The organism is Pilosibacter sp. YYHA0881 (genome assembly GCF_051602715.1).
GTDB classification, from domain to species: Bacteria; Bacillota; Clostridia; order Lachnospirales; family Lachnospiraceae; genus Alitiscatomonas; species Alitiscatomonas aceti.
The window spans coordinates 1,047,556-1,073,191 of the sequence record NZ_CP175657.1; the positions used below are offsets into that span (position 1 = coordinate 1,047,556).

Annotated in this window: 28 protein-coding genes and 1 pseudogene; 2 read left to right on the forward strand and 27 right to left on the reverse strand. The window is 50.0% G+C overall.

What is annotated here, in order from left to right:
- From ACI6NM_RS04990 to ACI6NM_RS05070, 17 genes and pseudogenes are all read right to left on the reverse strand, one after another.
- Entirely contained in the window at positions 1 to 1,737 is a 1,737-nt protein-coding gene (locus ACI6NM_RS04990) for a CHAP domain-containing protein (protein WP_438501063.1), read from the reverse strand.
- A complete protein-coding gene (locus tag ACI6NM_RS04995; protein WP_368179456.1) occupies positions 1,730 to 2,110 on the reverse strand; it encodes a DUF3851 domain-containing protein in 381 nt (126 codons plus the stop codon). The genes ACI6NM_RS04990 and ACI6NM_RS04995 overlap by 8 nt, the downstream gene beginning before the upstream one ends.
- Positions 2,110 to 4,512, reverse strand: coding sequence for a VirB4-like conjugal transfer ATPase, CD1110 family (locus ACI6NM_RS05000; protein WP_438501064.1), 2,403 nt, complete (start codon positions 4,510 to 4,512; stop codon positions 2,110 to 2,112). The genes ACI6NM_RS04995 and ACI6NM_RS05000 overlap by 1 nt, the downstream gene beginning before the upstream one ends.
- Entirely contained in the window at positions 4,469 to 4,924 is a 456-nt protein-coding gene (locus ACI6NM_RS05005; protein ID WP_002576235.1) for a PrgI family protein, read from the reverse strand. The genes ACI6NM_RS05000 and ACI6NM_RS05005 overlap by 44 nt, the downstream gene beginning before the upstream one ends.
- A 20-nt stretch (positions 4,925 to 4,944) precedes the next feature.
- Positions 4,945 to 5,814 carry a VirB6/TrbL-like conjugal transfer protein, CD1112 family gene (locus tag ACI6NM_RS05010; RefSeq protein WP_002576236.1) on the reverse strand — a complete coding sequence of 290 codons (870 nt, stop codon included), beginning with the start codon at positions 5,812 to 5,814 and terminating at the stop codon, positions 4,945 to 4,947.
- A 69-nt stretch (positions 5,815 to 5,883) separates the two neighbouring features.
- Positions 5,884 to 5,979: pseudogene (locus ACI6NM_RS05015) on the reverse strand (Maff2 family protein); the annotation flags it as partial.
- A gap of 90 nt (positions 5,980 to 6,069) precedes the next feature.
- Positions 6,070 to 7,680: a recombinase family protein gene (locus ACI6NM_RS05020; RefSeq protein ID WP_118584236.1), complete on the reverse strand. Its 1,611-nt coding sequence runs from the start codon at positions 7,678 to 7,680 to the stop codon at positions 6,070 to 6,072.
- Positions 7,681 to 7,791: 111 nt separating this feature from the next.
- A complete protein-coding gene (locus tag ACI6NM_RS05025) occupies positions 7,792 to 7,980 on the reverse strand; it encodes a transposon-encoded TnpW family protein (RefSeq protein ID WP_002569233.1) in 189 nt (62 codons plus the stop codon).
- Positions 7,977 to 8,831 (reverse strand): ATP-binding protein, encoded by an 855-nt coding sequence (locus ACI6NM_RS05030; protein ID WP_118583123.1) that lies wholly within the window; start codon positions 8,829 to 8,831, stop codon positions 7,977 to 7,979. Before ACI6NM_RS05030 ends, ACI6NM_RS05025 begins: the two co-directional genes overlap by 4 nt.
- A complete protein-coding gene (locus ACI6NM_RS05035) occupies positions 8,828 to 9,577 on the reverse strand; it encodes a phage replisome organizer N-terminal domain-containing protein (protein WP_002569235.1) in 750 nt (249 codons plus the stop codon). The genes ACI6NM_RS05030 and ACI6NM_RS05035 overlap by 4 nt, the downstream gene beginning before the upstream one ends.
- Entirely contained in the window at positions 9,567 to 9,779 is a 213-nt protein-coding gene (locus ACI6NM_RS05040) for a hypothetical protein (protein ID WP_002569236.1), read from the reverse strand. The genes ACI6NM_RS05035 and ACI6NM_RS05040 overlap by 11 nt, the downstream gene beginning before the upstream one ends.
- 185 nt (positions 9,780 to 9,964) lie before the next feature.
- Positions 9,965 to 11,587: a relaxase/mobilization nuclease domain-containing protein gene (locus tag ACI6NM_RS05045; RefSeq protein ID WP_002569237.1), complete on the reverse strand. Its 1,623-nt coding sequence runs from the start codon at positions 11,585 to 11,587 to the stop codon at positions 9,965 to 9,967.
- A complete protein-coding gene (locus tag ACI6NM_RS05050; protein WP_002569238.1) occupies positions 11,559 to 11,957 on the reverse strand; it encodes a plasmid mobilization protein in 399 nt (132 codons plus the stop codon). The genes ACI6NM_RS05045 and ACI6NM_RS05050 overlap by 29 nt, the downstream gene beginning before the upstream one ends.
- A gap of 624 nt (positions 11,958 to 12,581) precedes the next feature.
- A complete protein-coding gene (locus ACI6NM_RS05055) occupies positions 12,582 to 12,785 on the reverse strand; it encodes a helix-turn-helix domain-containing protein (RefSeq protein WP_003505336.1) in 204 nt (67 codons plus the stop codon).
- Entirely contained in the window at positions 12,775 to 13,221 is a 447-nt protein-coding gene (locus tag ACI6NM_RS05060) for an RNA polymerase sigma factor (RefSeq protein WP_003505338.1), read from the reverse strand. The genes ACI6NM_RS05055 and ACI6NM_RS05060 overlap by 11 nt, the downstream gene beginning before the upstream one ends.
- 204 nt (positions 13,222 to 13,425) lie before the next feature.
- Complete coding sequence (locus tag ACI6NM_RS05065; protein WP_003505400.1) at positions 13,426 to 14,193, reverse strand: class I SAM-dependent methyltransferase; 768 nt, start codon at positions 14,191 to 14,193, stop codon at positions 13,426 to 13,428.
- Positions 14,194 to 14,406: 213 nt separating this feature from the next.
- Complete coding sequence (locus tag ACI6NM_RS05070) at positions 14,407 to 14,862, reverse strand: XRE family transcriptional regulator (RefSeq protein ID WP_003505401.1); 456 nt, start codon at positions 14,860 to 14,862, stop codon at positions 14,407 to 14,409.
- 508 nt (positions 14,863 to 15,370) lie between these two features.
- Here ACI6NM_RS05070 and tet(32) point away from each other — a divergent pair.
- Both tet(32) and tet(40) read left to right on the forward strand, forming a co-directional pair.
- Positions 15,371 to 17,290: a tetracycline resistance ribosomal protection protein Tet(32) gene (tet(32), locus tag ACI6NM_RS05075; RefSeq protein ID WP_003505402.1), complete on the forward strand. Its 1,920-nt coding sequence runs from the start codon at positions 15,371 to 15,373 to the stop codon at positions 17,288 to 17,290.
- A 286-nt stretch (positions 17,291 to 17,576) separates the two neighbouring features.
- The gene (gene tet(40) / locus ACI6NM_RS05080) at positions 17,577 to 18,797 is read left to right on the forward strand and encodes a tetracycline efflux MFS transporter Tet(40) (RefSeq protein ID WP_118583081.1); all 1,221 of its coding nucleotides are present in this window, start codon (positions 17,577 to 17,579) and stop codon (positions 18,795 to 18,797) included.
- 142 nt (positions 18,798 to 18,939) lie between these two features.
- Here the strand turns inward: tet(40) and ACI6NM_RS05085 are convergent, their stop codons facing one another.
- The 10 genes from ACI6NM_RS05085 to ACI6NM_RS05130 form a co-directional block, all read right to left on the reverse strand.
- Positions 18,940 to 19,080: a Maff2 family mobile element protein gene (locus ACI6NM_RS05085; RefSeq protein WP_007037419.1), complete on the reverse strand. Its 141-nt coding sequence runs from the start codon at positions 19,078 to 19,080 to the stop codon at positions 18,940 to 18,942.
- Positions 19,081 to 19,298: 218 nt separating this feature from the next.
- Positions 19,299 to 21,128: a VirD4-like conjugal transfer protein, CD1115 family gene (locus tag ACI6NM_RS05090; RefSeq protein ID WP_438501065.1), complete on the reverse strand. Its 1,830-nt coding sequence runs from the start codon at positions 21,126 to 21,128 to the stop codon at positions 19,299 to 19,301.
- Positions 21,125 to 21,625: a PcfB family protein gene (locus ACI6NM_RS05095; protein WP_004797477.1), complete on the reverse strand. Its 501-nt coding sequence runs from the start codon at positions 21,623 to 21,625 to the stop codon at positions 21,125 to 21,127. The genes ACI6NM_RS05090 and ACI6NM_RS05095 overlap by 4 nt, the downstream gene beginning before the upstream one ends.
- A gap of 98 nt (positions 21,626 to 21,723) precedes the next feature.
- Positions 21,724 to 22,035: a DUF5720 family protein gene (locus tag ACI6NM_RS05100; RefSeq protein ID WP_438501066.1), complete on the reverse strand. Its 312-nt coding sequence runs from the start codon at positions 22,033 to 22,035 to the stop codon at positions 21,724 to 21,726.
- On the reverse strand, positions 22,028 to 22,390 hold the full coding sequence (locus ACI6NM_RS05105; protein ID WP_118257626.1) for a DUF7768 domain-containing protein: 363 nt from the start codon (positions 22,388 to 22,390) through the stop codon (positions 22,028 to 22,030). Before ACI6NM_RS05105 ends, ACI6NM_RS05100 begins: the two co-directional genes overlap by 8 nt.
- A 48-nt stretch (positions 22,391 to 22,438) precedes the next feature.
- Positions 22,439 to 23,317: a DUF6017 domain-containing protein gene (locus tag ACI6NM_RS05110; protein WP_040462775.1), complete on the reverse strand. Its 879-nt coding sequence runs from the start codon at positions 23,315 to 23,317 to the stop codon at positions 22,439 to 22,441.
- A gap of 66 nt (positions 23,318 to 23,383) precedes the next feature.
- Entirely contained in the window at positions 23,384 to 23,575 is a 192-nt protein-coding gene (locus tag ACI6NM_RS05115) for a hypothetical protein (RefSeq protein WP_438501067.1), read from the reverse strand.
- Between the two features lie 23 nt (positions 23,576 to 23,598).
- Positions 23,599 to 23,874 carry a DUF5720 family protein gene (locus ACI6NM_RS05120; protein ID WP_438501068.1) on the reverse strand — a complete coding sequence of 92 codons (276 nt, stop codon included), beginning with the start codon at positions 23,872 to 23,874 and terminating at the stop codon, positions 23,599 to 23,601.
- Between the two features lie 12 nt (positions 23,875 to 23,886).
- Positions 23,887 to 24,813: a ParB/RepB/Spo0J family partition protein gene (locus tag ACI6NM_RS05125; protein ID WP_438501069.1), complete on the reverse strand. Its 927-nt coding sequence runs from the start codon at positions 24,811 to 24,813 to the stop codon at positions 23,887 to 23,889.
- Positions 24,770 to 25,591 (reverse strand): ParA family protein, encoded by an 822-nt coding sequence (locus ACI6NM_RS05130; protein WP_117470653.1) that lies wholly within the window; start codon positions 25,589 to 25,591, stop codon positions 24,770 to 24,772. The genes ACI6NM_RS05125 and ACI6NM_RS05130 overlap by 44 nt, the downstream gene beginning before the upstream one ends.
- Between the last annotated feature and the right edge of the window lie 45 nt (positions 25,592 to 25,636).

A 25,636-nucleotide genomic window follows, 5' to 3' on the forward strand; every position in this document is an offset into this window, starting at 1 on the left:
TTACCAGTTCATCAGGCCGTAGCCCTTAATGCTTTGATAATTCAGGTCATAACTTTTGATCTTGCAGGCATCGCCGGAATTTCCCTCCACGGTATAAACACGGCTGCCATCCGTACCGATCACGATACCCACATGGTCTGCTGTCCCATCCAAATCCCAGTCAAAGAAAATTGCATCTCCGGGAGCCAGATTGTTATAGCCTCTTGCCCCCCATTGTCCATGAGACTGGAACCACGGAACGCCCTGCCACTCACAGCCTGCAAAGCGCGGTTCACTTTTTCCTGCCTGGTTATAGCACCAGGATACGAAGCAGGCGCACCATTCCACACGGGAGTCAAAGCCGTACCAGCTCCAGTAGGGATAACCGCCCACATTGCCCACCTGACGCTTGGCCAGTTCCACCAGCTGAGGATTGCCGGGGCGGGTACCGTTAATGAACTGCACACCGGACAGATCTTCCGAACCGCTGGTATCAGGGGAGCCGCCGCCAAACAACAGCGGCTTATTGCCCATGGTCTGCCGGTAAACCTGATACATTTTCATCTGCTCCGGGGTCAGAAGTTCCGACACCACAGCGGAAATGGGCTTGCTGGCGAGTTTCACATTCAAAATGTAATACTCATAGGGAACTTCTTCTGAGGTGGTCTCGCCGGTCTCCGGGTCGGTTGAGGTCTCCGTGCGGTAGCGAATCTCCACTTCCTCAGTAAGCGTCAGCTGATACTGTGCTGCAAACACACGCGCCAGCTCTGCCTGAGCGCTCTGCCGGGTGTAGCCTTGCAAGACGGCAGAGAGAAATGCCGCCAGCTCATGAGGGTCATGGCCGATCATACCAAGGTCATAGCGATACTCGTCATACCCTGGGTGACTGCTTTCAATGTTGTCGATTTCCTCCTGCAACTGGGCTTCTCTGGCTGCATAATCTGCCTCCACCGCCAGCATTTCCGAGTCATCCGACGGATAGGTGGTGCCGGAGAGAACGGAACCGATGCTCTGCGCCATCATGGAGCAGGAGGACATGGTATTCATCAGCATACAGGTAATGAGGAACAAAACCCCTGCCATCAGGAAACCCTTCTTGTGGCGCATGACGAATGCCCCTGCCTGCTGTGCCTTTTCTTTTACCGTCCTTGCGGCTTTTCCTGTTTTGGATGCAGCCTGGGCGGTATTTCCAGCAGTCTGACCGGCATGTTTGGCGGCGGCATACTGCTTTTTGATGTCCTGCTTTTGCTGCCAGCGGGAAAGTGGATTGCTGGCAAACTGGGGATTTTCCTGCAAAGATTTCTGGTACAGAACATTTACATTTGCCTTTTCCAGTTGGCGCTCTGCCTGTGCTGCTTTGCGGTACGGCTTCAGCTTGTGGCTGCGATAGCCCTCCCGCACCAGATAAGCGCCGGTCTCCACCGCTTCCTCGGACTTGTGGGCGCTTTCCACGCCCACATTGTCCTGTTCTGTTTCCCGGATCTCTTTGTGGAGCTTGCCCGCAACCAGATGGACGGGAGCTTCCTTGACCCCTTGAGAAAGTTTGGAGGGTGGCTTTTTCTTGTCCTCAAAGGTCAGCTTCGAGGTCTTTTTTCCGGTATCCGGGTCGATGACTGTCTGCCTGACCTTTTTCTTTGGGATATTGGCCTGCGCCTTATCTGCTCTGGCCGCAGCTTTCTCCGCTTTACGGATCGGCTTTTCCAGTGCAGGGTCAGACCGTTCCTCATCAGTAAAGCGCAGGCGCGGCTCCTTATTCAAACCATTCTCCCAGCATGAGGGAGGACATCATGTAGTGCAGCTCTGCATAAATGGCCATTCCCACAGGATCGTTGAACATACAACCGGACAGGTAGGCATAAAACTGTGCCACCACATCGGACAGGATCTTCGCCTCTGTTCCTTTCAGAATCAGGCCGCCCATACCTTCTTTAGCACGAATGACGCTCCAGACCTCTGCCAGACGGAGAAGCCCCACCTGACCGGTCTCATTCAGTTCGGCTGCCTGATCTGCCGCCGTGCGGCACTCACTTACCGCATCGGCCATGACCGTAAGCAGCTGGCTGCGCTGGGCATTTACCGCCCTGTCAAAAAACATCAGCGGATTTTTATTCAAAATGTTGGGATTCATCATCATTCATCCTCCTTCTTTTTCAGTTCCTGGGGTTTGGTAGTCATAATGCGGTAAAGTTCGGTGTTCTTCGGGAAGTGATCCACAAACGGCAGGATCGTGGAGCCATAGAACAGCAGGCCCTCGCCCTCACCGGAGTGGGTCACATAGCTAAGCTGGTGCGTGGAAATGCCCAGCTGCTTGGCAAGTATCTGACGGTCTCCGCCTGCCTGGTTGAGCATATACACGAAGTCCGAGTTTTCAAAGATGTTCTCTACCTCGCGGCTGCTCAAAAGGTCTTTGACATTCTGGGTGATACCTGTCGGGATTCCGCCCCATTTACGGAATCGCTTCCAGATTTCCACTGTATAGGCAGCGGTCTGTTCCTCCTTCAAAAGCAGGTGCATCTCGTCGATGTAGTAACGGGTGGACTTGTGGGCAGCGCGGTTAATGGTAACGCGGTTCCACACTTGGTCCTGCACCACCAGCATACCGATCTTTTTCAGCTGCTTGCCCAACTCCTTGATGTCATAGCAGACAATGCGGTTGTTGATGTCCACATTGCTCTGGTGGTTGAACACATTGAGGGAGCCGGTTACATAGATTTCAAGAGCCGTAGCGATATACTGGGCTTCCTTTTCTTCCTGTTCCCGGAGCAGGTTGTATAGGTCCTCCAAAACCGGCATATTCTCCGGGCGCGGGTCATTGAGGTAGGTCTGATAGACCAGACGCACACAGCGGTCAATGATGGTTTTCTGCACCGGCTGTAAGCCCTCCTTACCGCCCACGATCAGCTCACACAAGCTGAGGATAAAATCAGATTTGAGGGACAGTGGGCTTTCATCATCCGAGTAGTCCAGGTTCAGGTCCATCGGATTGATGTAGTTGGCAGAGGTAGGCGAAATCTTGATGACCTGCCCATGCAGACGATCCACCAGAGGTGCGTACTCCGCTTCCGGGTCACAGATGATGACATCATCATTGGTAAGCAAAAAGCAGTTGGCAATCTCACGCTTGGCGCTGAAAGACTTACCGGAACCCGGCGTACCCAAAATCAAGCCGTTGGGGTTTTTCAGCAGCTTTCTATCCACCATGATGAGGTTGTTGGACAGGGCATTGATGCCGTAGTACAGGGCTTCCTTGCCGTTCTGGAATAATTCCTGTGTGGTGAATGGTACAAAGATAGCCGTAGAACTGGTGGTCAGCCCTCGCTGAATCTCGATCTGATTGAGTCCCAGGGGCAGACAGCTCATCAGCCCTTCTTCCTGCTGGAAGTCCAGTCTGGTCAGCTGGCAGTTATACTTCTGGGCAATAGAGCCTGCCTGAAAGATGTTGTTGCCAAGCTGACGGGGGGTGTCCGCTGTGTTCAGCACCAAAAAGGAGACCAGGAACATTCTCTCGTTTCGGCTCTGCAAATCCTGCAACAGCTTTTTCGCTTCGCTGCCGTAGGTGGCAAGGTCAGAAGGAATGATGTCCATGTCGTATCCGGCGCGGACTGCTTTTTTCTGTTCCTCAATCTTACTGCGGTCCAGATCGGTAATCTTACGCTTTACCGTTTTGATGGCTTTCACCTGATCCACCGACTGAATGTGCATACTCACAATGAGCGAGCTTTCCATATCCAGAAAATCAGCCAGCAGACGGTCATTCAGCTCTGGGGCTAAAATCTGCAAAAAAGAAACAGCCCCGTATTTCTTGCCCATACGGAACTGCTTGCCGGTGCGGAACTCAAAGGAGCTTGGTGCAATAAAATCTTTCGTGGACAGGCCGGAAGGAGCCAGCCAGTCCCATTCAAACTGAAACGGGAGCTGTTCATCCATGTGGAATACCGCATGAAGCTGGGAAAGCCTTTCCTTACCGTCCAATGTTCTGGCGGCTACACCAAGACGCTTGAAGTTATTGAGTATATCGGTCTCAATACGCTCCAGACGGGGCTTGGCGGCTTTGATGCTGTCAGCGTTGATACCAAAGGTCAGGTATTTGGTCTTGATGAGACCGTTGTTGCCTCTGACCAGCTGATTTTGCAGCATCGTGGTATATTCCTCACGGATACTGTCAAAGGCATCCCCCTGGGGCGGAATGGAAATGGAGTTGGCAAAGGTCTCCTCCGATGCCGCAAGGTTCAAAAAAGACAGCTGGAAATGAATCGAGCTGTCAAAATAATTGAGGAAATCACACCAACCCTCAAAGATTGCCGTCTTATCTTCGTTTTGGGAGAGCTGATAGTTGATGTCCTGAAACTGGATGGTCTTTGTGTAGTGGCTGTCCGATACGCGGCAGATTCCGTCCGGCCACATCCGTTCATAAGGGATACTGTCCTGCGCAGATTTTCCTTTTTTGTCCGTGCGGTTAGCGCGGGCAATGGCCGCTTCGATCTGCTTCTTATCGGCGCGGGACAGCTTTTTCTTTGTCTTTACCGGCTGCACAGTTTTTTCCTCGGTTTTTCCGAACATCCGATGCAGCCATTTTTTTATTGCGGTGAACAATGTCATACACCTCCTTATCGAGCATTTCCTGCCGCTTTAATACGGCATAAAAGTTGTTGGTCTGGTAAGGTCGCTGCTTTGGACGGATCACAGCTACTTTGAGAATGTTGCCCACGATCTTTTCCAGCGGCTGTCCATGCTTTTCGTACATAGCCAGCATAAAGAAGGGCAGCATAACCAGCATCATACACATAGCCGCTACACTGTTTCCGGTAGGTTTTCTGAGCAAAAAGAAAAGCGGTACGCCAATAAGCGCTCCGCCCGTGAAGCAGATAAGCTGCCGCTTGGTCAGATTGAACATGACCTTTGTTTTGACTTTTGTTAAGTCCTTGGGTACGGGTACATAAGCCAATGTAGAAACCTCCTTCCGTTTTAGTGCGCCTGAAAGACTGATTTGGCGAGACTGCCGGTTTTGAACAGCGTAAAACATAGCAGTACGGTGTAGCCCACGCAGCTCCAGATTGCCATGATGATGTCATCTTCCAGAGCGATGTTCTGCACCAGCACAGCATAAATTGCCACGCAGACGATAATGAGAAACGCCTGAAAGCCCAGCGCCAGCAGGGATCGGAGGTAATTCTGGCCCATACCGCCCCATTCTTTGCCCATCATTGCAGCCATTGGAACGGGAGCCACCGAAGTTACAAGGTAGATCTCGATCATACGGCCATAAATAACGATAAAGATACAGATATACAACGCCCACATGGTAATGCCAATAAAGAGGGATTGGAACCACAGTCCGAACAGCGGTCCCAAATCCATTTCCATCAGCCTCGGTTCCAGATCGGTCATAACTGAGGAAATGTCAATGGACGCATCCGAATTGATAATCCCTGCCGCCTGCGCCACCACGCTCTGCGCCATATCAAAGACGCCCATCACGATATTCCATGTGTTTGTGACAATGAGGATGGCGGCAGCTGATTTGAACACCCACTTGAAAATCATCCAGGTATCCACATCATGCAGGTTGTTCTTGTCTGCAATCATCTGGATCAGGTCTACGGTCATCACGATAGCCAGGATCACACCTGCAATCGGCACCATGATGGAGTTTGACAGATTCTCAATCATATTGAAAATACTGCCATTCCATCCCTGTGGGGTCTGTCCTACCTGTACGGATATATCCGCGACCTGTTGGTTTACACTGTCAAACATCCCCGAAAGGTTGCTCATAATACCGCCCACCAGCATTTCTTTCAGCCAATTCGTCAGGGCTTCAAGTAAGAAATCCATACGGTGTCAACCTCCTTTCCGCCGCCCCCGCAGAGCTGCGGGAGCGGCAAGGATTTCATACGGAGACGCTTAGACAGAGAAAAGCCCGGAGAGCAGAGGTACAAGGACCATGCCTACCACGGCTACACCAGCACCGGCCATGAGCTGCTTCATGCCCTGGCTCTTTACTGATGTGCGATAAAGAAGTAATAGAAGTGTAAAAAATTTTGCCGTTCCTATCCGGCACTTGCGCATTGTGTCGGATAGGTCGGGCGGTTATTCGGGCAAGTCCACCTTGCCAACAAAAGAATAATAAATCTCAATGTCCTGTCTGCGGGTCTTGTTCTCGTCATAGCTGCACTCATGCACAACGATTTTCTCTACAAACTCCCGCAGCAGAGTAGGGGTAAGTTCTTCAAAGCTGGTATGCCGCCGGACAACATTCATAAACTTTTCTGCGTTCACGGTGGCTTCCTGTGCTTTGGAAAGCTCCGCTTGGATAGCGGCGGCTTTTTCTTTCAGTTCCCGTTGCTCTGCTTCATAGTCTGCCGACAGCTCTGTGAAACGCTCGTCTGATATGCGCCCGGTCACGCTGTCCTCATACAGCCGCTTGAAGATAGCGGATAACTCGGCTATGCGTTTCTCGGCGGCTTCCAGTTCCTTTTTCTTGGCGGCGTTCCTGCGCTTACCCCCGTCCTCGTTCTGCTCAATCAAGAGCTTCATAAACCGGGCTTCATGCTTTGCCGCATAGCTGGTCACTTTCCGCAGATTGGAGAGTACACCAGCAGTCAAGAGGTCGGTGCGGATAAAGTGCGCCGTACAGTCATGGGTGCGTTTCTTGTAGTTGCCGCAGATATAACAGTCCTGCTTGCGCTTGTCCGTCTGGTATCGCTGCTGATACATCACACTGCCGCAGTCCGCACAGAACAGTATGCCGGAGAACAAACCCACTTCATCATAGCGGTTTGGGCGTTTGCGCTGTTTGCGAAGCTCCTGCACCCGTTCCCATGTTTGGGTGTCTATGATAGGCTCGTGGTGGTTCTCGAAAATCACTTGCTTTTCCGGGGGATTTTCTACACTGTGCTTGACTTTGTAAGAAAGTTTTTCTGTCTTGAAATTTACCAGACAGCCTGTGTATTCCCGGTTTTCAAGGATATGCACTACGGTATTGGTCGCCCACTTGCACTCATAGCCGGGGTGGTAGCGGCGGGTGCTGCCCGTCCTGCGGTATTCAAGCGTTCCCGGCGTGGGGATTTGCTGCTCTGTGAGCATACGGGCTATCTTGGTCGGACCATTCCCGGCAAGACAGAGGTTGTATATCTGCTTGACTACGGGTGCAGCTTCCTCGTCAATAATGAAATTTTCATCCTCGTCCATGAGGTAGCCATACACAGGCTTGCTTGTGATGGGCTTGCCATTCATGCCTTTTGAGCGTTTTACTGCTTTGATTTTCTTGCTCGTATCTCTCACCAGCCATTCGTTAAAGATATTCCGCAGCGGGGCAAAGTCATTGTCGCCCTGTGCGCTGTCCACTCCGTCATTGATAGCGATGAAGCGGACACCTTTCTGTGGGAAAATCATTTCCGTGTACATTCCCACTTGCAGGTAGTTTCGCCCTAACCTCGACATATCCTTTACGATAACTGTCCCGACTTTTCCGGCTTCAATGTCCGCAAGCATGGCTTGAAAACCGGGTCTTTGAAAGTTCGCACCAGAATAACCGTCGTCCGTGTACCAGCGCAGATTGGAAAAGCCGTTCTGCTTTGCATAGGTTTCAAGGATACGCTTCTGATTGGAAATGGAATTGCTCTCGCCTTGCAGCTCGTCCTCATGGGAAAGTCTTGGGTAAAGGGCGGTAATTGGTTGTTGGTTGGTCTGTCTTAACATAAAATCCTCCGTTTCCGACAGCCAGCCCCACTATTCCGTACCTTGATTGTACCACATGGGGCGGCTGTCTGTATAGCAGCAAAAGCGTCAAATCTGCTTCTTTATGGTCGGTCAAATCGCCGTTTTTTGTGTAGCAGCTTCCGCTTCCAGCACTTTCATCATCTTGTCGGCTGCGGTGTCGGTTGCGCCCTGCTTGAAGAAGCCGGAAACGGTAAGGACGGAGTTGCCCATGCGGATTTCCGTTACACAGTCCGGGCGGCGGTCTGTTTTGGTGGTGCTTGTCTGTTTGGTTTCTGTCATAGGCTCTCCTTTCGCTGCTTCATCAGTTGCTTTAATCGTTCCAGCTTTTCCTGTGCGGTTTCCTTTCGGAAGTTGCTACCCGTGAAGCGGACGGGGGCGCACATGGAAGTCAGCCTGTCATAGATACGGGCGTGGGGCGTGTCCTGCGGGTGCTGCAATTCCTCCAGCGTGAGGTTGGTCGTGGCGATCAGCGGCTTGCCGCTTCGGTAACGGCTGTCAATCACGCTATAAACCTGTTCCAGCCCGTATTCTGTCCCTCGCTCCATACCGAAATCATCAAGTATCAGCAGGGGGTAGCTGCAAAGGCGGGAAATATACTCATTCCTGCCCTCAAAGCTGGCGGCAAGGTCATTGAGTATTGTTGCAAAGTTTGTCATGCAGACGGCAACCTCTTTTTCCATAAGGGCGTTGGCGATACAGGCGGCAAGGTAGCTTTTTCCTGTCCCCACGCCGCCCCAGAACAGGTAGCCGATATTTTCAGCCTGCATGGTTTCCCAGCTCTCAACATAAAAGCGGGCGGTTTCGGTCTGCGGGTTTCTGCCGTTGTCATGCTCAAATGTCCAGTTCCGCATAGCGGGGTCGGTAAAGCCCCGGCGTTTCAAGTCCTCCACTTTTTCAAGGTGCTTCTGTCTGCTTTCGGCGGCTTGCTGCTTTTCACGGGCTGCCCGCTGGCAGTCGCAGTCTGTTGGGTGGCGGTCACGCCCGAAACAAGTCTTTCCCTCTGCAAAGTAGGCTTCTTTGGGCGTATGGCACTTGCCGCAGTATAAAAGCCCGTCCTCGCCTGTGTAGTCCTCCGCTTCGGCGGTAGTGGTTGTAATGTCCGTAATCATAGCTTCAATTCCGTTTTTCATAAGCTCTCGCCCTCCTTGCATGAATAATCGGGTATGCCCTGTTTCGGGGCAGCCTTGCCTTTGGCAGCGTCCTCCTGCGCCCACTTGTAAATGGTGGCTGCATGGCTGTGGTACTGTTTCCCGGTGGAAGCGATATGGCAGGAAAGCCGGTCAATATAATACTCCCACTTGTCGGGCAACTCTGTTTTTAGCCCGGAAAGCTCTGTATCGGTCAGTATCACATTGTTGTATCTGCCATAAGCGGCGGGGGCGGGGTGTCCCGTTTCTCCCTCTCTCTCTTTTTCTATCTCTATCTCTTTCTCTAACTCTATCTCTATCTCTGGTGGACGAATGTCGGACAAATGTCCGCCTTTTGTCCGGGGCGGTAAAAGTGCCTTGTTTTCCAGTCTTGCAGCCCGTTTCCGCTCGGCTTCGGTAGAGGACTGTCCTATCATCAGCTCAATGTCGGTCATATAGAAAGCCCCGCTGTCAAGCTGCTCCACAAGCCCCAACTGCCGGAAAATCTCTAAAGCCCTCTCAACCGTCCCTATCTGGTGGCGGGTCAGTGTCGCTATCATCTGCGCTGTGTAGGGGATATGCTCGTCAAGCTGCAATTTCCCGCCGTTTTTCAGCGATTTTAAGTACAGCTTCAAGAGGATATTGGAGTATAAAATCCCGTCTTTCATATCTTCCAGCAGCACAATGGAGTCGCTGTCAAAAAAGTTCTCTTTCAGCTTGAGGTAGTAATACTTGCGGTTATCTGCCATTGTCCCTGTCCTCCTTTTTCCGGCGTTTGGAGTAGTAGTGGGGGCAGAGTATGATAACCGCCCGGAAGCTCTGCTTGCAGCTATGGGTACAGCCCCGGCAGAGGTCATTGTATGTGATACGATCGCAGGTGGAATTCCCGACTTTCACTTGCCGCAGGAAAAAAGACCATTCCAGCCGCCGTTTCTTGCTCATTCTTGGCATGGGTGCACTCCTTTCTGCCGTTTCCGCTGGTGTGGCGGTATCGGCGGTAATTCTGTATCATCTCGGTATCATTTTCGGGTTTTTTCTGCCCTATAAGCCCGTTAAAAAATCCTTTGGTATTTGCGGATAGGGTACGGGGCAGCCCCCTTGTTCTGTATAGGTTCGGGTACATTTTGGGGCGGTTTTTATCGTTCCTGTTCCTGCCTTTTCACAGGCTTGCGCTCCCGGTGTAAAATCTGGTCGATATTGCCCTTGACAGTCTGTAAGCGGCGGTATTCCTCCCGTTTTGCCCGGTAATCGTTGTAGCCGCTGTTTTTCTCTTGGATAAGGGTTTCAATCTCTGCTTGCAGGGCTTTATAGCTCGGCAGCTTGGAAATGCCGTTTTCCCTGAAATAGCGGGCGGCTGCGTCTGCTATGATAAAGTCGCTTTCGTACTTCTGACGGTAGGCTGCTTTTGCTTTGGCGTTTTTCTGCTGTTTCAGCCCGTCCCGGACAGGGCGGGTCTTGGAATAGGCAAGCACCTGCCGTTGCAGCTCCTTTTTCCCGTTCAGCGTCTTTTCCATCTGCTTCAGCTCTGTAAGGCTTTCCCGCATGGCGGTATAGGCGGCAGAACAGGCTTCGTCCAGTTCCTCCGGGGAAGAAAAGCCGTACTGCTGATAGGCGGTAACGGTAGCTGCCATTTGCTTTAGGTTGTGCTTTGCCGCCCAGCGGTCATAGCCCACGCCCTTGCCCTCGGCTCGCTTGGCTTCCCGGTCAACCATGCGCTGCAAGGTGTTGTCTGCCGGGGTGGTTTTTGTGGTTTTTTCCCCTTGTGACAGCTTTTTAACCGCGGCAGGGTATTCGAGTATGGCTTTGCTCTGTTCGGCGGCTCTGTGGGCGTTCTGCGTAAGCAGGACAAGGACAGCAGCCTTGTCAAAATCGTCCCCCAGCTTCCGGGCTGTGATAGGCTTTGTCCTGTCCGGCGTGAGGTAGGAAAGCCGCCCCCGGCTCTCCTTGACGGTCACACCCTCCCGCAGCAAAAGGGAAGAAAATTCGTCAAAGCTGCCAGCTTGGGAAAGTGCCTGCCGTATCGTCCGGCGCAGCTTCGCCTTGTCCGTTTCAAACTTGGTGGGCTTGGTCGGCTGTCCTGCGGCTTCTCTGACAGCGTTCTCTTTATCAAGGGCAAGCTGTCCTTTCTTTGCCGCCCAGTATTCCCGTTCGGTTATCCGTTCCTTGCTGCCGCTTAGGAGGTCGATTTGGTAAAGCCCCTCCCGGTGGCACATCTCCATGACTTCACTCTTGAAATATTCCATAGCGGCGTTGGTGCAGCGGTGCTTGCAGCCCTCCCGTGTGTCGGCTGGTCTGTCCATGTAGGGCAGAAGCGGGACTTCATAAATCCGCAGGGAGTTGATGACGATATGCACATGGATATTGCCGCTGTGGTTATGCCCGTCCGGGTGGGTGCAGACTAAGGCTTGGTGTCCGGGGAAATGCTCTTTACAGAACTGCTCGCCCAGCTCCTGCGCCCGGTCTACGGTCAAGCCGTTGTCTGTCCCGTCCCGTGGGTCAAAGCTGATGATATAGTGGTGGCTTTTCACATCTTCCCGTTTTTGGTTTTTCTCATAGCGGAGATTAGCCCGCATACAGGCAACAGCGAAATCCTCGCCCCCACAGTTGAGGGAAGAAATGCGGTAATCCTCCCTCGGTATCAGCCGCCCGTTTTCATCAAGGGTGGGCTTCATGGTAAACTCGTCATGCTCAAATGTGAGATAGGCTTCCGCTGCGCCATAGTCCGCATTTTTAGAGCTGATATGTTTGAATGTTGCCAACAGCGTCACCCACTTTCTGCAAGACTTCAAACTTTAGGGCAGCAAGGTCGGAAACCGCCGCCCGTACCTCCCCGGCAAGCTGCGGGTAGGGGCTGTGCCACTCGTTCAGCGTCCGGGCTATCTGGTTTAAGTTGCCGCCGATCCTGCCGTATTCGGCGGTCAGCTTCCCGACAGCGGCAAGCAACTCGTCATTGACGGGGGAAACGGTTATGATGGGGCGTATGGCTGCCCCGGTTATGGCTTGCCGGATAAACTCGGCTTGGCTCATGTTGTAAGCAGAAAGCCTTTCCGCAAACTCGGCGTATTCTTCCTCGGTCATGCGTGTCTTGACTACCCGGCTGCGGTGCGGCGTGTTATATCGTTTTCGCATGGTAAAACCTCCTTCGGCTGTGCGTGGTGTCCTCTCACTAATAGGAGAAAAACAGGGTGTAAAGCGGAACTGTTTTTGAAAAATCCGAAAAATTATTTTGAGGGATTTTCCAGCGGCGTAAGCCGCATAAGCAGGGTTTGGGGAAGGCACTCCCCAACAAGATTCCCGCAGGGGCAAAATGAGCGATAAGCGAATTTTGGTACTGCGGTAGAATCTTGCTCTGAAAAACTCCGGCGTTCCCCGGCTTCCGTACTTTCCGCTAACAAGACGTTTCAAAAGGGCTTTGCTACCCGCTATTCCGGCATATCTTGAAAATTTTCCTTTCACTACCTACAACACCACGCAAAGCAAAATGGACGGAGATTTTTAGAATTTCCCCTTATTCCCTACAACACCACGCAAGCCGAAAAAGGCGGACAATGGCAGTATTTTTTTCTTTGATACCCTCCACGGATAAGTAAGGGATTTTGCCAACTGCGGCGGCAATTTTCCCTTTTGTTTTTTCATACTGGGGATTTTCAAAAATGCCAAACAGGAACGAAAAAAAGCAGCAAATCTGTTGAATAGATTTACTGCTTTCTGGTTGCCGGCGAAGCGGCGGTTATTCAGTTGTAGGCGGTAGGGCTATCTCCCAAAGCGGAACTTGAAAATAGCTGTGAGAAGCGTCTGGGTGATGTAGTCCTCTGTATCTTGGTCTACCCGTCCATTCACACGGGCGGCACATTGTATGCGGCGGCGGTAATACTGCAATACAGTTCCCACCGCTTCCGGCTCCCCGCTGGTGGCTTGGACGATTGTTTCATAGGGGAGAAGCCTATTATTTCTCATATGCCATTCCCTCCATTTCCGCTTGGAGCTGCCGTAGGACTTTTCGGATATGGTAGCCCGCTGTGCTGCGGCTGCGCCCGTACTGTCTGCCAATTTCGTGCTGTGGAATACGCTTGAAAAAGGACAGGTAAATCATTTCCCGCTCCCGTTCGTCCAGCCGTGACAGGGCTTCCGCAAGTAAGCCGCTGCTGAAAATGACCGTATCGCCGCAAAGGGTAAGTATGTATTCCTCGTCCGGCTCCGGGGCTTGGAAATATTCATCTGTCGTGCCTAAAGGGTAGTGCTTTTCGTCTGTGAGGTATTCAAGGGATATTTCTCTTTTGTGCTTCCTGCTCCGTGTCCTCGCTGCGTTGATCGTTGCATTTCGGATAACGACTTTGCAAAAGGCATGGAAAGTGTACTCGATATGTTCCCGATATTCTTCTGTACAGGTCATGGAAAATCCCCCTTTCCTCCCAAAAGGGCTGTGGCTGGTTAGTAGTTGCTTTTTATGATAGTAAGGGGCGGCAGCACTTTAGGCTGTCGCTCCTTGACTGCCTAACTGCAAAACCGGGCGGGGCTGTCAACGGCGGGCGAAGCCCGTTCATCTTGACCGTTGACTGGCTCGGCCAGGTTTGCTATTTATCCGGCAAACTTGAATTTATTTTAAGCTATCACGTTTTACCTTTTTAAGCCTTACTATCATTACCATAGGAATTTCTTTGTTGTTTTTGAAACATTCTTCATAAAATCCATCAATGACAAATCCAGCTCTAAAACAAAGGTTAAAAATATCTTGTATGGAACGATGATAATAAATCTGCTCCTCCGGTTGCCCTTCAATCGCTATACCATAGTAACTGTGCGGTGTCATATATTTTTCAGTCAACGTGATAAAACAAGGGTGTTGCGTTGCAAAGACAAAAATTCCGCTTTCCTCCAACAGTTCATAAACAGCCATAAGAAGTGGTTCAATATCCGTAATATCCATAATTGCCATATTAGAAACTGCTTTCGTAAAGGCTCGATTTCTTTTTAATTCTAATATACTTTCTCTATTGGTCGCATCCGCTACACAAAATTCAATTTGTTTTGCATATTGTGATTGCCGTCTTTTAGCCAATTCTATCATTTTTTTGCTGTAATCAAAAGCGACAATCGAAGCGCCTCTTTGTGCAAGATACGAAGAATAATTTCCATTGCCACACGCAATATCCAAAATGTAATCCGCAGGATTAGGAGATAGAAGTTCCGTTACTTTGGGACGCACTACCTCTCTGTGAAATTCATTAGATTTGTCACCCATTGCATTATCCCAAAATTGTGCGTTTTTCTCCCAGATTTTTTTACTTTCCTCTGTTCCCATGTTCTCTCCCACTCCCAAAATTTGCCTTTTTGCTTCCATTAAATCTTCCTTACTATATTCCATTGTTACCCTCCATAACTTCTGATTGTTGCCGTCTTGACTATTATGTATCTTTTCTTTCCAAAATGGTATAGGCTTTTATTTTTATAATGCTGCAAAACTTTTCTTCTGTAAGGTATTCAAAGGATATTTCCCTTTGCCGCCGCTATTGGAAAGCCAAAAGCAGCGGCTTTTTTACGCGATATGACCGAAAAGTCTAGAAAGCAGGATATGTCATCATTTGTCATTTCTTCTCAATGTAATAACTGCATGGCATATCAAGCCAAATACAAGAGAAAAACAGCCACCGCCAAATAGTGATGCTCCCCACCCTGCACCCGACATTGTCATAAAACCGCCAACAAAGAAAATACCAATGCCAAGAAATATCCCGACACCATAAAAAAGTCCAATTGCCATATCATACTTATTAAATTGTCGTTTCTCTTTTTTTTCACATGTTTCCATTTTTGTTATTACCTCCTTCGCAAAATCGTCCATGTGGACTCCAAAAAGAAAACAAATTTTTTTCAACGTATTTAAATCGGGTTCATTAACATCTCTCTCCCAATTCGATAGCGCCTGCCGGGTAACATTCAATTCCCCAGCCAGTTCTTCCTGTGTCATTCCCGATTGTGTTCGCAGATGACGTATTTGCTTTCCTGTTGTAATATCCGTCTGTTTCTGGTTCAAAATGGTTCCTCCTCTCTGATGCTGATTTTATCAATATACGATACATTTATGCAGACAACACCACGGATCGGCTTTTGGCTGGACAATTCCAATCAAACACCACAGCAGACAGCAGAAACCATTCTGAACACCAGGAAGCCGGTATGATTGTTACATATAAGGGGAAGAAAAATTTCTTTTAAGTACTTGCTTTCCTAAAACTGATGTGATATAATAGCTTCATTCCAGAAAAGGAGTAAAAAATATGCGGCAAGGTATTCTTAAATAAAACTATAATCAAATAGTGGGAACAAAGAATTATGATAGCTCCTTTTGTGGGGGCTTGGTTTTTTGTACCCAATTTAAGAATACTTTTGCCTTATCAATTTTGACATATTCAAAAAACAGCAATCACAAATAGGTGTATGCTGTATATGTGTATGTCCGCAAATTAGAATCCCCAGTGGTAAAAGTATTTTACTGCTGGGGATTTTTATGCCCTTTGGGGCTGTAAAGGGAGGACAATCACATGAAAATAATCAATATCGGCATTCTGGCCCATGTAGACGCAGGAAAAACTACATTGACAGAAAGTCTGCTATACACCAGTGGAGCGATTGCGGAACAGGGAAACGTGGATAAAGGGACCACAAGAACAGACACTATGATTTTGGAACGGCAACGGGGAATTACCATTCAGACAGCGGTTACTTCTTTTTATTGGAATGATTATAAAATCAATATCGTGGACACTCCCGGTCATATGGATTTTTTAACCGAAGCATACCGCTCTTTATCTGTCCTTGACGGAGCTGTTTTAGTCATTTCAGCAAAAGACGGCGTACAGGCACAAACCCGTATATTATTCCATGCGCTTCAGAAAATGGACATTCCGACAATTATCTTTATAAATAAGATAGACCAAAATGGGATCGACCTGCAGTGTGTTTACCAAAGCATTAAAGATAAACTTACCAGTGATATGATTGTCATGCAGGAGGTTTCCCTGTCGCCAAAGATAACCATGACCGATATTTCTGATTTAGACAAATGGGATATGATTATTTCCGGAAGCGATGAACTATTAGAACGATATGTTGCAGAGGATTCTTTGGATATACAGGAATTACAATATGAAAAGTGCAAAAGAACCAGATGCTGCTCTTTGTTTCCTGTTTATCATGGGAGTGCAAAAGACAATTTAGGAACAGAAAAACTGATTGAAGCGATTATAGAAACTTTCATTACAGAAACGGACGATATTCAGTCTGAATTATGTGGATATGTTTTTAAGGTTGAGTATACAGAGCGGAAAAAACGGCTTTCTTATTTACGCCTGTATCATGGGACGCTCCATTTACGGGATACCCTGCTGCTGTCAAAAAAGGAAAAAATAAAGATTACAGAAATGTGTATTCCGTCAAATGGTGAAATCGTCCCGGCTGACCATGCCTGTCCGGGAGAAATTGTTATTTTAGCTGATGATACTTTGAAACTGAACGATATCCTGGGAAATGAAAAACTCCTGCCTCACAAAACACGGATTGATAATCCCATGCCATTACTTCGGACAACGGTAGAGCCGCAAAAGCCGGAGCAAAGGGAAGCCCTGTTAAATGCCCTCGCAGAGATTGCTGATACAGACCCTCTTTTGCATTTTGACATTGATACTGTTACCCATGAGATTATGTTATCTTTTTTGGGAAAAGTACAGTTAGAAGTTATTTGTTCGCTATTAGAAGAAAAATATCATGTGGGCGTGGCTATGAAAGAGCCTTCGGTTATTTATCTGGAAAGACCGCAAAAAAAAGCGAGCTGCACGATTCATATTGAAGTGCCGCCGAATCCGTTTTGGGCATCTATTGGTTTGACTGTAACACCGCTTCCTGTTGGAAGCGGAACACAATATAAAAGCGAGGTATCTCTCGGCTATTTAAACCAAAGTTTTCAAAATGCCGTCATGGAGGGTGTGCGTTATGGAATGGAGCAGGGCTTATATGGCTGGGGAGTGACAGACTGCCAAATTTGTTTTGATTATGGAGTTTATTACAGCCCGGTCAGCACCCCCGCTGATTTTCGTTTTCTTGCGCCTGTCGTGTTGGAGCAGGCATTGAAAAAAGCAGGGACACAACTGTTGGAACCATACCTTTCCTTTACCCTTTTTGCACCGCAGGAATATCTTTCACGGGCTTATAATGATGCACCAAAGTATTGCGCAATCATTGAATCAACCAGACTTGAAAAAGATGAAGTTATTTTTAAGGGTGAAATCCCTGCCCGTTGTATCGGTGAATATAGGAATGATCTGAATTTTTATACAAATGGAAGAAGTGTCTGCATTACAGAATTAAAAGGGTATCAGGAAACTTCCGGCGAGCCTGTATTTCAGCCACGCCGCCCGAACAGCCGTTTAGACAAGATCCGGCATATGTTTCAGAAGATAATGTAACGTCTTGCGCAATGCAAGCGTTCATTGCTGGCTATTGCGAAATATCCCAGAAGGCCGGCTCCCAAGGAGGAAACGTCAATGATCCTGCCTTCAGTGATTATACCTCTATATTTTGTCTGGTGCATTAAGGAAACCTCAGACACGGTAAATATGTCCTATAACTTCTGATGGAGGGGGAACTCCTCCTTCCGTTATATCTATATAGATTTATTAGATTGGACTTTGTAACTATTAACCAGTAGTCGTTCTTGACTACACCATTATTATACTAGGAGAATGTAACTTCATGTTTGCTAAAAATTCAAAGGCATATTCTGTCTACCTGCTGTTCCGATTTGTCTGTTCCCTGGCGGTTTCTATGTCCACAGTGCTTTCCATCGTGTACCACCTGGAGGTGGTGCAGCTGGATGCTTTCCAGCTTGTCCTGGTAGGGACGGTTCTGGAGACCTCCTGCTTTCTGTTCGAGATGCCCACCGGTGTGGTGGCGGATTTGTATAGCCGTCGGCGCTCGGTGCTGATTGGAATGTTCCTCTACGGCCTGGGCTTTCTGATGGAGGGTGCGCTACCGTGGTTCGCGCCGGTTCTGCTGGCCCAGGTTGTCTGGGGTTGCGGTGATACCTTCATCACCGGCGCTCTGGAGGCGTGGATTGCCTCGGAGGAAGAGGACAAACCCATAGACAAGGTGTTCCTGCGGGGCAGTCAAATGGGGCAAATCGGCAGCGTTCTGGGCGTGGTGCTGGGCACACTGCTGGGAAACATAAACCTGCAAATGCCTCTCATCTTGGGGGGCAGTTTGTGCTTGTTGTTGGGGCTGGTGATGGTTCGCATCATGCCAGAAACCAACTTCTCCCCTGCTATTGAGGAACGGCAGGGCTTGCTTAAAGACTTTGTCTGCCTGTTCAAGCTCAACCTGGGCTTTGTGAAAGGCGCACCTGTGTTGCTGGCGCTCTTAGCAATCACACTATGCGGGGGACTTGCCAGTGAAGGCTTTGACCGGCTCTCCACCGCTCATTTTCTGGATGACACGGTAATACCCGTTATCGGGCCGCTGAACAGCGTCACTTGGTTCGGTGTTATCAGTCTTATCGGCAACGGCTTAGGTATTCTGGCTTCTCAGTTGCTCATCGCCCGCATGGAGAAAAAAGGGACTGTCAGCCGAACCAGTGTGGTCATGTCCACCAGCGCCGGGTATATCCTGTGCCTGGTTCTCTTCGCGGTGGGGCGGAGCTTTTGGTTCATGTTGTTGGTGTTCCTGCTGGCGGGGCTTATGCGCACCATCAAGGAGCCTGTGCTGGCCGCCTGGATGAACGACCATGTGGATGAGAAAATGCGCGCCACAGTCTTTTCCACCAGCGGACAGCTGGACTCTTTCGGGCAGATCATCGGCGGGCCTATTGTGGGGCTGGTAGCCCAGCAGGTGTCCATACCCTGGGGGCTGGTCTGTACCGCTTTCCTGCTGTTGCCCGCGCTGTTCTTAGTGCCGGTGGCGGGAAAGAAGCGGGATTGATATGGCATAGTTAAGTTTACTGACGAGCGGGAGATTACTTCCGCTCGTCTTCATTTAGTAGCGCAAAATTTGAGGACTCTTTATTTCCTTATTCGGTATAGCGGAGGCGGCTGTCAATTCGACATAATTTTCTTGTGATACTTTACCGTACATGAGCATTGGCGCCGGGGTTGTCGTTGCCGTAACCTTCCAGCAGGTTGATAACGCCCCAGATACCGAGACCGGCACCGAGCGCGATAACGAGGGTCTGAAGAACGGTGATTGCCTGTTCAAAAAATGCCATATAGTTTGTTAGCCGGAATCTGATTAAAAAATAGGTTTGTCATGTTTCATAGGCATACAAAAGCCGGAACAATCTGCCGCCCGGTTTCCGAGGGCATGATTCCGGCTGTCCTCCTTTTTCATTATTTTTTCTTGCGATTGTCCGCTTTGTACGCCAATGGCCCATAGAGGGCAGTTGCGGCAAATAGATACGATCACTCCTTTCTCAGCGGAACCGTATTACACGCCCTCCGTGTCTACTTCATATACATCGCAGACCTCATCAGGCTTGAGTTTTAGTCTGGCAGACAAAAATGCTTCCATATCAAAGGTATTTCGCTTGTCTGCATCAGCTGTGTATTTGAAATTAGGGTGCTTGGTGATGTCGTACTTATCCGAAAGAAAAGGGCGCACACCGCGCAGCTGCAAGATGCACTTGCCGCCATCCATAACAGCAAGCTCATCCTGGCTCATCAGCTCTTTCCCCAATTTTTGATAGTTGAGAGAGTGGGAAGTTTCCCGGCCACGGCTCTCTCCGGTGTTGTAGGTGTCGATGGTTTCCTTGCCCAGCACGGCAGCCAGCTCTTTGAGGGTAGTCGGCTCTTTACCGCCCAGGAAGATGGAAGTATCCATGTTTCCGATAATGGTATCTGCGTTATCCTTATAGATCGCCTTGAGCTGACTCTGCGCCTGCAACACCAGACAGGCGGAGATCTCACGGCTTCGGATGGTGGCCACCAGCTTTTCCAGACGAGGAATCTGCCCGATATTGGCGGCTTCATCAATGAGACAGCGCACATGGACTGGAAGCCTGCCGCCATACACATCGTCCGCCTTTTCGCAGAGCAGATTAAACAGCTGGGTGTAGCACATAGAGATTAGGAAGTTAAAGCTATCGTCCGTATCACTCATGATGAGGAACAGGGCAGTTTTCCTGTCTCCCAGAGTGTCCAGCTCCAGCTCATCATAAGCCGTGACCTCACGCAACTCTGCAATGTCGAACACAGCAAGGCGAGCGCCGCAGGAAATCAAAATCGACTTGGCTGTTTTTCCGGCGGCCATCTTATATTTCTTATACTGGCGCACCGCAAAGTGGTTTGGCTTCTCGGTTTCCAGTGCATCAAACATCAGATCCACGGGGTTTTTGAACTCCTCGTCATCCTCCCGGACCTCCATGGCGTTGATGAACTCAATGAGGGTGGAGAAGTTTTGTTCCTCCACCGGAGCCTCATAATGGATATAGCCAATAAGCGCGCAGTACAACAAGGTTTCTGCTTTTACCCAGAAATCGTCTCCGGCCTTGCCTTCGCCTTTGGTGTTGGCGATCAGCGTTGTTACCAGCTTCAAGATGTCCTTTTCGCTATGGATATAGGCGAAAGGGTTATAGTGCATGGACTTCTTGAAGTTGATGGTATTCAGGATCTTGATTCGGTACGGCTCATAAATGATCTTGCCGTGCTTATCCTTCATGGGCTTTCCGTCTTTCCCCAACTTGGGTGCGCCCCTTTGGAGCATTTTTCCGCACTCCACCAAAATGGTTCCCTTCGGGTCTGTGACCACATAGGAACTGTGCATCTGCATCAGGTTGGGTTTCAGCCAGAAGCGGGTCTTACCGGAACCGGAGCCGCCGATCACCAGCACATTTTTGTTTCTGGCGGTCTTTGGGTCCTTGGGGCGGCTGTTCATGGTCAGGCTCTCCGTTTTCGTCAGAATCACATTGTTCTGAAATACAGGATCAACGTAAGGTGCAATATCCTCACGGGTTCCCCAGCGGGCCGAACCATATTCCAAACCATGTCGATATTTCTTGGCGTTCTTGCTTTTAAGATACACCGCCAGCCTCAGACTGCCTCCACAGCACAGCCCTACCAACAAGTCCAATGGATGCAGGCTTGGCCAGAAACTTTCCAGCGCCCCAGGCAGAACCGCAATCAGCGAAAGAAACTTTTCTGAAGCATCCGCCCCTTGTGCCATTCGCCATGCCTCTCCAAAATTGGTAGCAAACAGTCCCATCAGGATATACGGCATATTCAGCAAAATGAGCTTTTTGATGTCCAATGTCTTTTTCATCGTTCCAGCTCCTTTCGCTTGGTGCGATCCACCACAGCATTTTTAACCATCTCTTTGAACTGGTTAAGTTTTGCCAGTACGGACGAGCGCTCTGTTTTCGTTGCCTTTTTGACTTTTTTGTTGGTGTACTCTGTAAAAGCTGCTGTCAGAGCATCTGCATCACGGCCTTTGAAAAAAATCAGGTACTTTGGCGGAGAACTGCTGCGGTCCTTTTTCACCGCATAATCCACACCATATTTCCGGGCGATTTTCTCAAACTCCTTGATAGAGGGGTCTGTGATCTCAATGTTGGATATTCCCTGATTCTGCCCGACAAGCTGCTTCACAGTCTGTTTTCCATGCGGAACAACCGGCGCATCACGGCTTCTCTGTTTTTCCAGCTTCTTTTCCTTTCGATGTGCCATGTACTTGCTTATGGCAGCCTTAAACATTCTGCCGGTAAACTTTGTTCCACTGACAACCAGCGTCAAAGTTCTGTTTTCCACTTCTTCCTGCATTTTCAACGCCTCCTTTCCACGAAGTTTGCAGGGAATCTCATTTTTGCTAAGGCGGAACCACCAGCCGCCGCAGAAGATAACGCTTCATACCGCCCTCCTTAGCGTAACTGGTCAGTACGGTCATAGTGCAGATTGCCCTGACGCACCTTTGCGTGGCTCAAAATCTTAATCTGCCCCTTTTCCTGACTATCCAGTGCTTTTTCATAACCGGTATCCGACAGGAACAGGCGGGTTCGTTCGCCTTTCCAGCCAACAGGGGAATCGTTCGTCAGCACATCAAAAATAATCATGTGCCGGGTGTCCTCGGCAAACCGTTGCAAATCCACGTATTCGTGGCCGTGGTAGTTCTGCGCCCCGGCCTTGAGGCGCATTTCCTCCATCAGCTGGCCCACAGTCTTACGCTCAGGCATGGCGCGCACCTCCTTTCCCACGCCCCTGGCCCTTCACGGTCAGGATGCCGTCCAGGGTGGTGGCGGTAATCCGCAGGCGCTCGGCGGTGGCAATGTCATTCTTCACGATCTCGTCGATGCCGTGGCCGCAGACCACCAGCACATGGGAACGGCGCAGGTAGTCCCGCGCCATATCCAGACCGTCCTTGTGTTCCTGGGGAATGTCGTCCTTGAGGAAGGTGGGCAGGAACAGCACCGGGCAGATGGGCGAATACCCGGCGTCGTACACCTGACGGCAGTAGGCCGCAGCGTTCTCGGCGTTCTCATACTGGCTGTTGCTCCAGGGAGCCGTAATGTAAGCAAGGGGTCGTTTCATGGCAAAATCCTTTCTCCCGGTGTATCCGGGCAGCAGAAAAGCGGCTGTTTACCAGCCGCCTGCATACATATCGTGGTTGACTTGTGCAGTGTAGTGGTTGCTGATCGTGGTCGGCGCGTTGAACAGCACCGCAAGCAGATACTGCTTCATGTTGCGGACCTCGGTGGTGTTTTTCTGTAAGCTGTCCATGACAAACCGGATATGCTCGCTGTCCAGCTTCAAAAAACGGGAGCGCACCACCTCATGGGGGAAGTCACTGCCAGCGATCCGGGTGGTTTTCCGCTTGGCGCAGACAGTCTCCACCATCAGCTCCACAATCTCGTCCAGGTCCTCCCGGTAGGTGGTAAACTCCCGGCACAGGTGGTCATACTCGATGTTCTCCAGAATCAAATCCCGATAACTTTCCATCTCTGAGACAGACATCGCATCCCTTCCTTTCCGTTCCGGCAGCTGTGCTGCCGCTGGCTCCCGGAAGGGAATAGAATCGGTACTTGATCCATAAGTAATTGTTTTTTCTGTATTTGATTTCTCTATATTTAATTCTGCGGGCTTTTCCGTATCCGGTTTATCCAGATACGGGTTTTCCGTATCTGGTGAAGCCATATCCGGCTGGGGCGTATCCGGGTTCTTCGGCTGTGGCTGCTCATATATGACATACTCCGTATCACTGATGCGTCCCTGGCGGTCACGCAGTTTGTGCCGCACAATGTAACCGGCAGCCTCCAATTCCCGCAACGCAGCGCCTATGGCATCCACGCCCTCCTTACAAATCTTTGCAAGACCACGGGTGGTGTAATTCCAGTCCTCTGGCAAAGACAGCATCATGGAAAGCAGCCCCTTGGCTTTTAACGACAGATTTGCATTTCGTAAATGATGATTGCTCATCACGGTATAATCACGGGTCCGTTCAATGCGAAAAACGGCCATCGACCTCACTCCTTCCGAATTTTGGGTACAAAAAACCGCAATCCTCATTCCAAAGAATTGCGGTGTTCAACACTTTTCAAATTTTCTTGCATAGAACCAAAACAGCGGCTTTTGAAGACGCGCCTCTGCAAATGGCTCCTCCTGGGCGAAAGGAAGTGTTTGCAACACGCGGTCAATATCCGTTGTATCCATGTCATGCTGAGATTTGCAATCTTCCCGGATTGCTTCTTGAATTTCCTTTACCGTACACATAGTCATTCCTTTCCTTTCGTTGTATGGGTTTATGAGCGGCGGCGTTTTCCCGGTTTGAAATCGAGGATATGTCCCTCAATCACACGAGCGTAACGCTTGATCTTGATCTCCCGGCGCTGCTGGCTTTGCAGAGCGGCCTGATACCCGTCCTCGGTCAAAAACAGCCGCATTTCCTCTCCGGGACTGCCGTAAGCTGCGCTGGGACGCAGGACGGAAAACTCAATCATCCAGCGTGTGTCATCCCCAAACCTCTCTACGGCGAGAATGTTGTGTCCTTTCAGCTCACGGGCTGAAATATCCCTCATAGGCGGCTCCTTTCATCGTTCCTGGTCTCTCTGACGCTTTTTCTGCCATGCCTCCAGCAGCTTGATGATGGTTTCCTGCATCCGCTGGGGCGTATAGCTTTTAGGGAAATACTTCCGCAAGGTGTCAGAGGTAAATGTCACTCGGTCCAGATCGCTTTTCTTTTCCTCACCCATGATGACACGCATCATATCGAGGGTCAGATGCCCCTCCTGACTGTATTTCTTGAGCCGCTGGGCTTGAGAAAGAGAAGGGGTAGCCTGTTCGCTGTCCATTGCGTCCAACAGGTCTACCTGTTCCTCCTTTTTGAGAAAGGACAGCTCATAGGCAGGGTTCAGGGCAATCTTCTTTTCATCCACCATGTCCAGCAGTTCGGGAATCAACTCTGTCAGACGGATATAGCGCTGAATTTGATTTCTGCTTGAACCAGCCTGCTGAGCCAATATTTCATCGGCTCTCAACTTCGTCCCAACTTGGGACGAAGTTAAATCAACTCGCTCTCCCTGATGTTTCATGGCGTCCAGCTTCATCTTGTAGGCAAAGGCTCTTTCACTTGGGAGCAAGCTTTCTCGTTGCAAATTGCTGTCAACCATAATGATCGTGGCGGCATCATCATCCAAATCCCGAACAATGACTGGCATGGTCTCCTTGTCTGCCAGTTCACTGGCTCTGTGCCGCCTGTGTCCGGCTACCAGCTCATAACCGCCCTCTGGGTCCGGTCGAGCAATCGCCGGAACCAGAACGCCATACTGCTTGATACTGTCAGCGGTCTCCATCATGGCTTCGTCATCCTTGACTTTGAATGGGTGGTTCTTAAAGGGATGCAGTTCAGACAGCGGAATCTCCTGAATCTTTTCCAGTTTTGCATCTTGACGGACTTCTTCGGTGGAGAACAGATCATCTACCGAGGCCAGCTCTATTTTTTTCGCGCTGCTTTTCAAGTTTCAACACCTCCTTCGTCAGATTTCGATACCCCTCTGCCACCTTGCCGCCAGGGTCATGGGCAAAAATACTTTTTCCCTCGGCGCTGATTTCCTTTGCCCGGACAGAATGGGGAATCTCTGTGCCGAATACTTTGATCTTGCTGCCATAGGTCTCACGCAGGAGCGCGGAGATCTCTTTGGCAAAGTTGGTTCGGCTGTCCACCATCGTCAGCAGGATACCGTCTATCTGGAGCTTGGGGTTGATCTGCCGCTTTACCTTGTTTACCGTGGAGAGCAGCTGTTCCAACCCTTTGGCGGGCAGATACTCTGCCTGAACGGGAATTATGATCCTGTTGGCAGCTGCCAGTGCGTTGACTGTGAGCATACCCAGGGAGGGCTGGCAGTCGATGAGGATATGGGAGTATTGCCCCTTCAGCGTGTCCAGATATTGCCGCAAGATAGTCTCACGACTCATGGCGTTTACCAGAGATACCTCCATACCGGATAACTGGATGTCCGCAGGCATCAGGTCTACGCCCTCTGAGTGGTGCAGGATACCCTCGCCGGGACGGAGCGGCTCATCCATCAAGATTCGACCCATAGCGTCGGACAAGGTAAAGGGCAACTTGTCCGGTTGCGGATTTCCCAGGCTGATTGTCAGGCTCCCTTGTGGGTCTCCGTCGATCAGAAGGACTTTCTTTCCGGCCTGCGCCAGCCCGATTCCCAAGTTGGCACAGGTCGTTGTCTTGCCAACGCCGCCTTTCTGGTTGGCAATGGCGATGATCTGTGTGTTCAAATAAACCTCCTCCTTCTACAAAAAATATCCCTATTCCGAAAAATA

Excerpts from the sequence above, each read along its gene's own strand:
- ACI6NM_RS05020 (WP_118584236.1), bottom strand. The coding sequence starts at position 7,680 with ATGTTAAGACAGACCAACCAACAACCAATTACCGCCCTTTACCCAAGA.
- ACI6NM_RS05050 (WP_002569238.1), bottom strand. The coding sequence starts at position 11,957 with ATGCGAAAACGATATAACACGCCGCACCGCAGCCGGGTAGTCAAGACA.
- ACI6NM_RS05030 (WP_118583123.1), bottom strand. The coding sequence starts at position 8,831 with ATGAAAAACGGAATTGAAGCTATGATTACGGACATTACAACCACTACC.
- ACI6NM_RS05040 (WP_002569236.1), bottom strand. The coding sequence starts at position 9,779 with ATGCCAAGAATGAGCAAGAAACGGCGGCTGGAATGGTCTTTTTTCCTG.
- ACI6NM_RS05085 (WP_007037419.1), bottom strand. The coding sequence starts at position 19,080 with ATGGCATTTTTTGAACAGGCAATCACCGTTCTTCAGACCCTCGTTATC.
- ACI6NM_RS05065 (WP_003505400.1), bottom strand. The coding sequence starts at position 14,193 with ATGGAATATAGTAAGGAAGATTTAATGGAAGCAAAAAGGCAAATTTTG.
- ACI6NM_RS05120 (WP_438501068.1), bottom strand. The coding sequence starts at position 23,874 with ATGAGGGATATTTCAGCCCGTGAGCTGAAAGGACACAACATTCTCGCC.
- ACI6NM_RS05010 (WP_002576236.1), bottom strand. The coding sequence starts at position 5,814 with ATGGATTTCTTACTTGAAGCCCTGACGAATTGGCTGAAAGAAATGCTG.
- ACI6NM_RS05035 (WP_002569235.1), bottom strand. The coding sequence starts at position 9,577 with ATGGCAGATAACCGCAAGTATTACTACCTCAAGCTGAAAGAGAACTTT.
- ACI6NM_RS05095 (WP_004797477.1), bottom strand. The coding sequence starts at position 21,625 with ATGCAGGAAGAAGTGGAAAACAGAACTTTGACGCTGGTTGTCAGTGGA.
- ACI6NM_RS05105 (WP_118257626.1), bottom strand. The coding sequence starts at position 22,390 with ATGAAACGACCCCTTGCTTACATTACGGCTCCCTGGAGCAACAGCCAG.
- ACI6NM_RS05115 (WP_438501067.1), bottom strand. The coding sequence starts at position 23,575 with ATGACTATGTGTACGGTAAAGGAAATTCAAGAAGCAATCCGGGAAGAT.
- ACI6NM_RS05090 (WP_438501065.1), bottom strand. The coding sequence starts at position 21,128 with ATGAAAAAGACATTGGACATCAAAAAGCTCATTTTGCTGAATATGCCG.
- ACI6NM_RS05060 (WP_003505338.1), bottom strand. The coding sequence starts at position 13,221 with ATGACCTGTACAGAAGAATATCGGGAACATATCGAGTACACTTTCCAT.
- ACI6NM_RS05100 (WP_438501066.1), bottom strand. The coding sequence starts at position 22,035 with ATGCCTGAGCGTAAGACTGTGGGCCAGCTGATGGAGGAAATGCGCCTC.
- ACI6NM_RS05110 (WP_040462775.1), bottom strand. The coding sequence starts at position 23,317 with ATGGCCGTTTTTCGCATTGAACGGACCCGTGATTATACCGTGATGAGC.
- ACI6NM_RS04995 (WP_368179456.1), bottom strand. The coding sequence starts at position 2,110 with ATGATGAATCCCAACATTTTGAATAAAAATCCGCTGATGTTTTTTGAC.
- ACI6NM_RS05055 (WP_003505336.1), bottom strand. The coding sequence starts at position 12,785 with ATGAGAAATAATAGGCTTCTCCCCTATGAAACAATCGTCCAAGCCACC.
- ACI6NM_RS05025 (WP_002569233.1), bottom strand. The coding sequence starts at position 7,980 with ATGACAGAAACCAAACAGACAAGCACCACCAAAACAGACCGCCGCCCG.